We start from the raw sequence: 8553 nt of genomic DNA, 5'->3' as shown, positions 1-8553 counted from the left end.
CTATATTGTAATTTACACTTGATTATCAGTCGTTTGCAGTTTTATGATATTCTGTGAAAGTATAAGTTCGAGAGCCTCTCTCTCCGCTTCCAACAAGAAGAACCGCTGAAAGTTCAGCGGTTTTTTTGTTTTTATATCCTATGTTTATTCCGCCGTAAAAACGGCTATTCTTGAACAGGACGTAGACCGTACCCGGCAGAACGGTAGTAGTTGCCCAAAGGATTCACATACGACGACCTGAAGTTCAGGCGCCACCCGCTAATTTGGTTGTACGGTCCAGTCGACCAATAGAGGCCGTCGCTGTTAATGAGGCTAACCTTGCCGTCAATATAGTTTCGAGCACCCGATGCAGGAAAGAAAATCTGTTGTCCGGTCCTATTGGCTTGGGCGTAGAAGTTCCAACCATTGCGCGTACTGTCCCAAGTACCATTGGCTGGATAAGCAGTAGAGCTGCTGCTTCCTGTTGCTGTAAATCCCGTAAATGCATTGCTGGCAGGAAGTTTGAAACCGACAGGGCAGGGATCGTAAATGGTTTTGACGACCTGATTGTCATTGGTAGAATACGTATTGTTGTCGGCGTCCCATAGGTTGTAGTAGGCATTGTCTCCCTCTTTATTCTTTTGCATTATATCAGGCTTAAGTATATAGTTCCTGATACATTCTGCTCCATACGAGAATGACTCCACTTTTACATTATTGGCAGAAGATGTGCCGTTTGCATCATACCATATTTTATTGCCGTTCACACCGTTGGACGGACGGAACGGGTCCTTGCGTCCCCATTGGTAATAGGGATGATTACCACCGATTGTGACGATTGAGCTTTTTTGGGAAACGACAATATCAGATGTCTGTTCACCGGCTGTAAAACGCACTTTGCAGTTACGCGCCTCATAGGTGACGGTCTCTCCATCACACCATCCGAGGGGAACCGGCATGAAGCTGTATTCCACATTCTGGTAATTGGTCACTTCAATAACATTGTCTACATCTTCGTCTGTCACCCAAATGTGCCAAGACCAGAGGACGTCGCCCGAGGCATCCTTGACTGCAATCACCGCATTGCCTTGCTGTATGGTGTTCTGGTCCACCTTGAAAGAGATGTTACCGCCATTGCTTCCGGCATTGTATTTTATTTCGCTGACCAGCGAGGGGGCATCTTGCCAAACCAGTTCCGCTTTTGCGGGAACACATCCGTTGTACGTGAGATAAGGGCCGGTAATACCGGCTCCTGCATGGTTGATGAGCGGGTTCAGAATGTTGGGGCTTGATGGGGCAGCAGAGCTATACGCGGAACTATTGGTCGCTCCGTTTTTGATCGCATTGCCATAAACCAGTGGGAATGAATAATATCCCGGGGCATCTATCACATAACAGTTGGCGGTATTTTCAATCGCGGGTCCACCTTGCCCGTTTGCCAAGTTGTACGGTGCTTTTTCCGTTCCCTGCCCGACCCTCTGTTCTCTTAATATCCTTGTATGCGGACTATCCGTTGTGCCTGTCTGTGCGTCAACCGTCGCGTTGAGGGATGCTGCGGTCGTGCTGCCCACACCACTTGCCGTGAATGCGGTGAGCCAGTCGGGTCTTGCATCGCTCCACGTCTTTCCATCATCGGTAGAGAACTGTGACTTCCATTCTACGGGTTCTTTTTTCCCCTGACTGTTTTGCCGGTAACTGGTCACTCTGTAGGTTTTCGTCTCTCCGGCATAGGTAAAGTCGGCAGGACCGTTGACAGTGAGCACGTAGTCCCAGTTGACAGAAGTGGTGGATATTTTGTAGGTTACAGTTTTTCCCATCGGCCACACTTGTTTTCCTATATTCCCGGTCAGGGTATGTTCTGTTCCGTCGTTGAAAACCACCTCGATCACCGCACCGTCGGGGAGCGTCTGCGGAACCATCATGAAGGTTTGCGCCTCTGTGGTGATGGCTTCGTCCGGTGTTCCACTGGAAGCCTTGCCCAGCGTTTGGGAAAAGTCCTTCACCGCACCGATACCGCTCCATGTATGTGTGCCGAAGTTATAAGTACCTGTGGAATTCACTTCTTTCAGCGTTACGCTTTTTATAGTACCCGCCTTCATGTCGCTACCGCATACGAATCTCACGGCAGTCAATGCGTGGCGGAAAGTAAGAGCGACCGAAGTGTTGGAATTGCCCGGGAGCTCATCGGATGCTGCCACAAGCAGATCCTGTTGGTTGGTCACATCATCAGGTATCGTACAAGTAATGGTCGATACTCCGGATGCTTCCCGACCGGAAAGGCGGTAAGCCTCATTACCCTTCGGAGCATAGGCAAAGAATTTCATCTTATAGGCACTGCCGGGCCAGTAATTGCTGGATGATGGCATCCACGAGCCTCCGGTTTTGCTGACAAGAACGTCATACATGTAATTAGGGGTTTGCGTGCCGCTCCATTCACCCGTATAGGAATAGGCCGACACTCCGAACGTTTCGTACATGTTGCCGACATTTACCGGAGTGGCACGGGTGGACGGGATTGTATTATTCGCAGACAGAGGCTCTATGCTGTCAGTATAGAGGGTGTGCAGGTAAAGGAGATTCATGCCGTCAGTCTTCAAGAGAGAGGCAGACGGATGCGTGTCTTCTGTTGTTCCCCTTGTTCCGACGGAAAACCATGTATTCTGAACATCCGATATAAACCTGATACTGTCTGAGACACGTATCATCTCATCGTCATCTGTACAAGAAATCATGAAGCACGAACCTAAAAAGACAAGTGAGAAAAAGTAATGTTTTATAAGATTATTCATACAGTCAGTCATATTTGATTTTATCGTAACAAATATAAACCGATATAAAAATCTCATAAAATATGGGGCATGTACATTTTCTTTTGTTATATCTCTAAAAATAAGAATGTTATATTGTTTTCCGATGTACATCTGACAGTACCCTTATACTCAAGATTCTAATTCAAGGTTTAAAGGAGCTGCGTTCAGCAGCTGTCTTGGCTCGTTATCATGTGAAGCACACACGAAAATGAAAACAGTTTATTAAGCCTTCTCCAGCCTATCCGGAGGCTCGAAAAATTCTATGGGTAGAACCGGGCAACGCTATGGGTAGAACCTCTTAACACTACCGCATGGGATGGATAACACTAACGGTAGCGTTTTTTCAGGGCATAGCGGCGGAGAATTTATTAAGAGATAGGCTATGTGTGCTTTAGCAAAGGTATCGGCATACTCAAACGAAGAAACAGAGGAGAAGGCTATTAAAATGCCGAATACTTTGAGCAAATATTACCACATCACCTGAAAGATATAATCTGTAAATGAGGTACAAACCTCAGTAAATAGGTTACAGACCTGAACTTGAATGTGGGTTATCTTTGCAGAAAAGATAAGACGATGGAAGATAATATGAAAATGTTTCGGTAGTTTCTGCATGAATCGGGTACACGGCGACAAAGTAAATGTATGGGCGGCTAAAAAAGCTATCGAAACAAGCGGCGGATTGTGCCGGTGCATACCGTGTCCGCAGCATTTGGATATTCCCGACTTATTGAAGCAAGTAAAAAAGACTATGGGAAAATAAATCTACAAGACTCAAAGAAATGCGAGGATTAAAAAATACACAAGGTTATGAAGTTCATGAGAGTAATAATATTATTGTTCACCATCGTATCAATAAGTTCATCGGTGTTCGGACTATCGGATGGAATAAACGACAAAAATCACAAATATATGGAAAGAAATTCAATCAAACTAACAATCAAAAACGGCGAAACATTTACCGCTACACTCACTGACAATTCGTCGGCAAAAGGCTTAATGGAACTGCTTTCAAAAGGAGATATCACAATCGAAATGGAAGATTACGGGAATATGGAAAAAGTCGGACCGCTGGGAACAAACCTTCCGCGCAATGACCGACAGACGACAACCGGTCCCGGCGATATCATTCTTTATCAAGGCAAATATTTAGTAATTTATTACGATACCAATTCGTGGAATTTCACACGGATAGGTAAGATAGACAACGCTAATGCTGCGCACTTAAAATCGGCTTTAGGAAATGGCAACGTTACCGTTACCCTCTCATTAAACCGATAGTTTCTTACAAACCGACCATGAAATACAACCTGAACTGATGGAACGTAGAGACTTTTTCCGCAAATCACTGCTTGCGGCTGCCGGAAGTGTTGTCTTGGGCAGTGGCTTGGTGAAAGCTGTAGAAAACTTGAATACTAAAAATAATGGCAAAATGAAGATAACAGTGTTAACCGGAAGTCCCCGCCGGAATGGAAATTCTGCTTATCTGGCAGAACAGTTTATTAAAGGGGCACAAGAAAAGGGACATGAAATATTCCGTTTCGACTGTGCATTTAAGCAAGTAGAGCCATGCCGTGCCTGCAATCGCTGCGGAATGGACGGCCCGTGTATCATAAAAGATGATTTCAACGAGTTACGTCCGCACCTGATAGAGTCTGACATGGTGGTATTCGCCACGCCAATGTATTATTTCGGTATTTCGGCACAAATGAAACGGGTGATAGACCGCTTTTATGCCATCAACGGACAGATTAAAGGTCATTACAAGAAAGCTGCTTTCTTAATGACTTACGCCGACACCGAAAAGAAAGAAGCCGAGCCTATGCTTCTACATTACCACACGCTGATGGAATATCTCGGATGGGAAAGCGTGGGCGAGGTAGTAGCTTCGGGCGTATGGACGGCAGGCTCAATACGCAATACGCATTACGGAGAACAGGCTTATCAATTAGGGAAAAGTATATAACCAACACCATAATGAAGAAATATATTATCGCAATCGTATTCTTTCCTGAGCCTAAAACAACGCGAGATGATAACTTGTGTTACCCTTGCTATGATGCAGACACTTCCACAGCTAAAAGCTCATGCCGGGGCTGCACTCAATGTAGGGGTTACTCCCGTCGAACTGCGTGAAGCCATGTACTCACCGCACCGTTACCCGGTAATCTGAATGAAGATGTATCGCGCTTTCTGACAGATTATTTCTTTAGCGAAATCTATACGCGCGGTACTCTCTATATTAATAGAAATGGTAGAAGATTTGGTACTTACCGATACCCAACCGCTTATTCCGAACCTGAGAATCAAATAAGACCATTTTCCCATTGATGAGCCAGCAAGGGTTACCACCAGCTTCACTGCCGGTTCATCAATGGAAAACAAGTCATCTGCTTTCCGATATCCCGCCACGAACGATGCTATTCCGGTATTCATTGGGGGTACATCCTGCCACTTTCTTAAATAACCTGCTAAGATGATGCGGATATTGAAAGCCGGTTTCGTAAGCTATTTCACTCACCGTCTTATTGGTTTCCAGCAAGCGGTCTTTTACCTTATTGATAATGGCAAGATGGATGTATTCTATCGCTGATTTGCCTGTCTGCTTCTTCACCAAATCGCCGAAATAGTTGGCGGAGAAATGAAGCTGGTCGGCACACCATGCCACAGAAGGCAGCCCCAGTTCAACCGGTTTCTCTGTATCGAAATAACCGTCTAACAGTGTCTCGAAGCGGGTAAGAACGTCACTGTTGATGGCTTCGCGGGTAGCAAACTGGCGATCGTAAAAGCGGAGGCAATGGTTGAGCAACACCTCGATATTGGAGACGATGATGGAGCGGCTGTGTTTGTCGATGGTGTGTTGCAGCTCTTCTTCTATCTCGCCGAAACAGTTGAACACGGTCTGACGCTCACGCTCCGACATGTGTAGGGCTTCGTTCACTTCGTATGAGAAGAAAGTATACTCTTTCATTCTGCGGGCAAGCGACGTACCTCGAATCAAGTCAGGATGAAACAGCAGGGCATAACCTTGCGGATGTATGGTTTCCCCGTCGTCGTCAATGCCAGCCACCTGTCCGGGCGCAACGAACACGAGCGTACCTTCCTGATAATCGTACTTGCTTCGTCCGTAAACCAGCGGTCCGTGAATCTTCTCCTTGAGAAAGATGCCGTAAAAGTTGAAACACTTGCGGCGGTGAACCAACACTTCTACTCTCGAAAAATCCACAAAACTCACCAGCGGATTCAACGTTTCCAGTCCCAAAAACACATTATAATCGTGTATCGTATTCAAATTCAATATTTCGCCCATAACGTCCTGCATTTTTCATGAAATCATCCCAAAGATATTGATTTTCCCTGATTAACAGGCACATCCGCAAAGCCTTTCAGTAAAATGGGTATAAAGATCAGTAAAATGTGTTTTTCCGTAATCACAGAACCTCAATTTTCAACTTACAGCACCTTGCTCCTTGTAAAATAGACTGACAAAGCGTAACACGAAACTGGTGACTTTTCCACAAATGATGCAAAGCATAAATTACGCTTTGACGAGAACATTCACACAACAAAGGCGAAGTAACATAGCCTTCCTTATATAACCCGCAAGTACATTCCAAGAAAGTAAGACCATACACCCTACCCTTCTCTACCACCTCACTTTCCACTCCCGATAAATCGTTTGCTTTCAGGAAGAAAACATCCATATCACCCCCAGCCTTCTCGTAAAGTTCTTCATAAACAGAAAGTACGCCATTCTTCACACAATTTTTACCACATTCAAAAAAAAGCCGCTCCCTCTCTTCACCCGACAGTTTTTCCAATCCTTTTTCAAAACCTTTAAACCAGCTTGAGACATCCATAACTCATTTGTTTACAAAAATTACCAAAAACAAAAGTAACGATTATCAAAGGAAAAACCAAAAGAAAGCCGTATATATCCCCTCAAAAACGCAACCGTTAGTGTTACCCATTCCATGCGGATGCGTTACCCATTTCTACCCATACTGTTACCCCGTTCTACCGTTAGCGTTTTTCAAGCTCTCGAACAAGCGGGAGGGAGGGGATGATAGACTTATCCACCTTTAACTTCATTGAAAAGAACTTCATATACACGGATCTTCGGTGTTATTCATTTGTCATTCAATTTTAAAATTGTATATTTGTGACGAAGTCCTGACTGAGCGGAGTAATCAAGCGTGCCAACACCTCGGGGGCGATGGGGCCACGTGAAGGCTGATAATGACAGCGCGCAGGCAGGATGAACCCCAAGTTGGGATATGACACCGGCTATCCAATCCGGACTGGCGGAGAGCCACGGGCTGGCTTCCCTTTACGGGCCGGACGGACGCAAGGACATATCTCAGCGTTTTTTTGCCAGCAGCCCCATCAACGTTGGTCTCATATCCTCCTTTTCATATAGTTATGATTTGCTTTCAATTTAGTATCTTTGTCTTATTAGAAACAGCCCTGCATTTCATGAGGCTGCTATAACGTAAAAAGGCACTGCCCCGTCTCTTCCCTGTGTGCTTTCGCGCGGGACAACTGCGGGCAATGCCTTCTGTGTAGGCAAATATAGTTATTAAAAACCAATTATCAAACAATTCACCATGAATATTTCAGAATTCAAGAAACTGTGTTGTGATTTGCTTTCAAATTAGTATCTTTGTCCTATTGGAAACAGCCAACAGACATGTCAAGATACATGAAGTCGCGTTGTGATTTGCTTTCAAATTAGTATCTTTGTCCTATTGGAAACAGCCAACAGACATGTCAAGATACATGAAGTCGCGTTGTGATTTGCTTTCAAATTAGTATCTTTGTCCTATTGGAAACAGCTGGGTGAGGTAGCACTTCTCGTCTGCCTTTGTTGTGATTTGCTTTCAAATTAGTATCTTTGTCCTATTGGAAACAGCACCAATACCTGAGCCAATTCCAGCAAGACCGTTGTGATTTGCTTTCAAATTAGTATCTTTGTCCTATTGGAAACAGCTTGGGTCTCTTGGTTGTCGCATGTGATTCGGTTGTGATTTGCTTTCAAATTAGTATCTTTGTCCTATTGGAAACAGCAAAAACGGTACTAATCCATAAAAAAGATTTGTTGTGATTTGCTTTCAAATTAGTATCTTTGTCCTATTGGAAACAGCTACAAGAATCATGAACAAAGGGTGTCCGTTGTTGTGATTTGCTTTCAAATTAGTATCTTTGTCCTATTGGAAACAGCACAGGCTTGCCGGTCAAACGGTCAACCATGGTTGTGATTTGCTTTCAAATTAGTATCTTTGTCCTATTGGAAACAGCTGGGTGAGGTAGCACTTCTCGTCTGCTTTCGTTGTGATTTGCTTTCAAATTAGTATCTTTGTCCTATTGGAAACAGCCAAAACGTTATCGTACCTCAACAACTAGAGTTGTGATTTGCTTTCAAATTAGTATCTTTGTCCTATTGGAAACAGCTTGCTGCATCACCAGCAGCTACAGTACCAGGTTGTGATTTGCTTTCAAATTAGTATCTTTGTCCTATTGGAAACAGCTTTTGGGCTTAATTCCAACCCTTTGTAATTGTTGTGATTTGCTTTCAAATTAGTATCTTTGTCCTATTGGAAACAGCTTTTGCTGTTTCAGGACTGCTTACATCGTGTTGTGATTTGCTTTCAAATTAGTATCTTTGTCCTATTGGAAACAGCGTTTAGTCGTAAGCATTCGGTAAACCACGTTGCAAATTTTGTGAATTAGTTCCGAATCGGTGTTATTTGTAGTCGATTCGGAA

Annotated in this window: 6 protein-coding genes, 1 pseudogene and 1 CRISPR repeat array; of the genes and pseudogenes, 3 read left to right on the top strand and 4 right to left on the bottom strand. The window is 44.3% G+C overall.

Annotated elements, in window-relative coordinates; translation table 11 throughout:
• Positions 1-164 precede the first annotated feature (164 nt).
• Positions 165-2768: a fimbrillin family protein gene (locus H9626_RS10950; protein ID WP_225230973.1), complete on the bottom strand. Its 2604-nt coding sequence runs from the start codon at positions 2766-2768 to the stop codon at positions 165-167.
• A 933-nt stretch (positions 2769-3701) separates the two neighbouring features.
• Here H9626_RS10950 and H9626_RS10940 point away from each other — a divergent pair.
• From H9626_RS10940 to H9626_RS10930, 3 genes and pseudogenes are all read left to right on the top strand, one after another.
• On the top strand, positions 3702-4070 hold the full coding sequence (locus H9626_RS10940; protein WP_225230972.1) for a cyclophilin-like fold protein: 369 nt from the start codon (positions 3702-3704) through the stop codon (positions 4068-4070).
• 37 nt (positions 4071-4107) lie between these two features.
• Complete coding sequence (locus tag H9626_RS10935) at positions 4108-4755, top strand: flavodoxin family protein (RefSeq protein ID WP_225230971.1); 648 nt, start codon at positions 4108-4110, stop codon at positions 4753-4755.
• A gap of 45 nt (positions 4756-4800) precedes the next feature.
• A pseudogene (locus tag H9626_RS10930) lies at positions 4801-4935 on the top strand (carboxymuconolactone decarboxylase family protein); the annotation flags it as partial.
• Between the two features lie 11 nt (positions 4936-4946).
• On the opposite strand, the gene H9626_RS10925 reads toward H9626_RS10930, so the two are convergent.
• The 3 genes from H9626_RS10925 to H9626_RS10915 form a co-directional block, all read right to left on the bottom strand.
• On the bottom strand, positions 4947-5225 hold the full coding sequence (locus tag H9626_RS10925; protein WP_191710491.1) for a hypothetical protein: 279 nt from the start codon (positions 5223-5225) through the stop codon (positions 4947-4949).
• Entirely contained in the window at positions 5176-6099 is a 924-nt protein-coding gene (locus tag H9626_RS10920) for a helix-turn-helix domain-containing protein (protein ID WP_191710490.1), read from the bottom strand. Before H9626_RS10920 ends, H9626_RS10925 begins: the two co-directional genes overlap by 50 nt.
• Before the next feature lie 121 nt (positions 6100-6220).
• Complete coding sequence (locus tag H9626_RS10915; RefSeq protein ID WP_191710489.1) at positions 6221-6649, bottom strand: hypothetical protein; 429 nt, start codon at positions 6647-6649, stop codon at positions 6221-6223.
• Positions 6650-7424: 775 nt separating this feature from the next.
• Positions 7425-8470: direct repeats of the CRISPR family, unit length 47 nt; unit sequence GTTGTGATTTGCTTTCAAATTAGTATCTTTGTCCTATTGGAAACAGC.
• Between the last annotated feature and the right edge of the window lie 83 nt (positions 8471-8553).

The sequence above is a fragment of the Phocaeicola faecium genome, from assembly GCF_014837055.1.
Taxonomy (GTDB): domain Bacteria; phylum Bacteroidota; class Bacteroidia; order Bacteroidales; family Bacteroidaceae; genus Phocaeicola; species Phocaeicola gallinarum.
Note: the sequence above shows the minus strand (reverse complement) of the source record. Positions and strands in the feature narration are given on the sequence as shown.

Bases quoted from the DNA above. Each gene is read 5' to 3' on its own strand.
- H9626_RS10950 (WP_225230973.1), bottom strand. From the start codon at position 2,768: ATGAATAATCTTATAAAACATTACTTTTTCTCACTTGTCTTTTTAGGT.
- H9626_RS10940 (WP_225230972.1), top strand. From the start codon at position 3,702: ATGGAAAGAAATTCAATCAAACTAACAATCAAAAACGGCGAAACATTT.
- H9626_RS10935 (WP_225230971.1), top strand. From the start codon at position 4,108: ATGGAACGTAGAGACTTTTTCCGCAAATCACTGCTTGCGGCTGCCGGA.
- H9626_RS10925 (WP_191710491.1), bottom strand. From the start codon at position 5,225: ATGAATACCGGAATAGCATCGTTCGTGGCGGGATATCGGAAAGCAGAT.
- H9626_RS10920 (WP_191710490.1), bottom strand. From the start codon at position 6,099: ATGGGCGAAATATTGAATTTGAATACGATACACGATTATAATGTGTTT.
- H9626_RS10915 (WP_191710489.1), bottom strand. From the start codon at position 6,649: ATGGATGTCTCAAGCTGGTTTAAAGGTTTTGAAAAAGGATTGGAAAAA.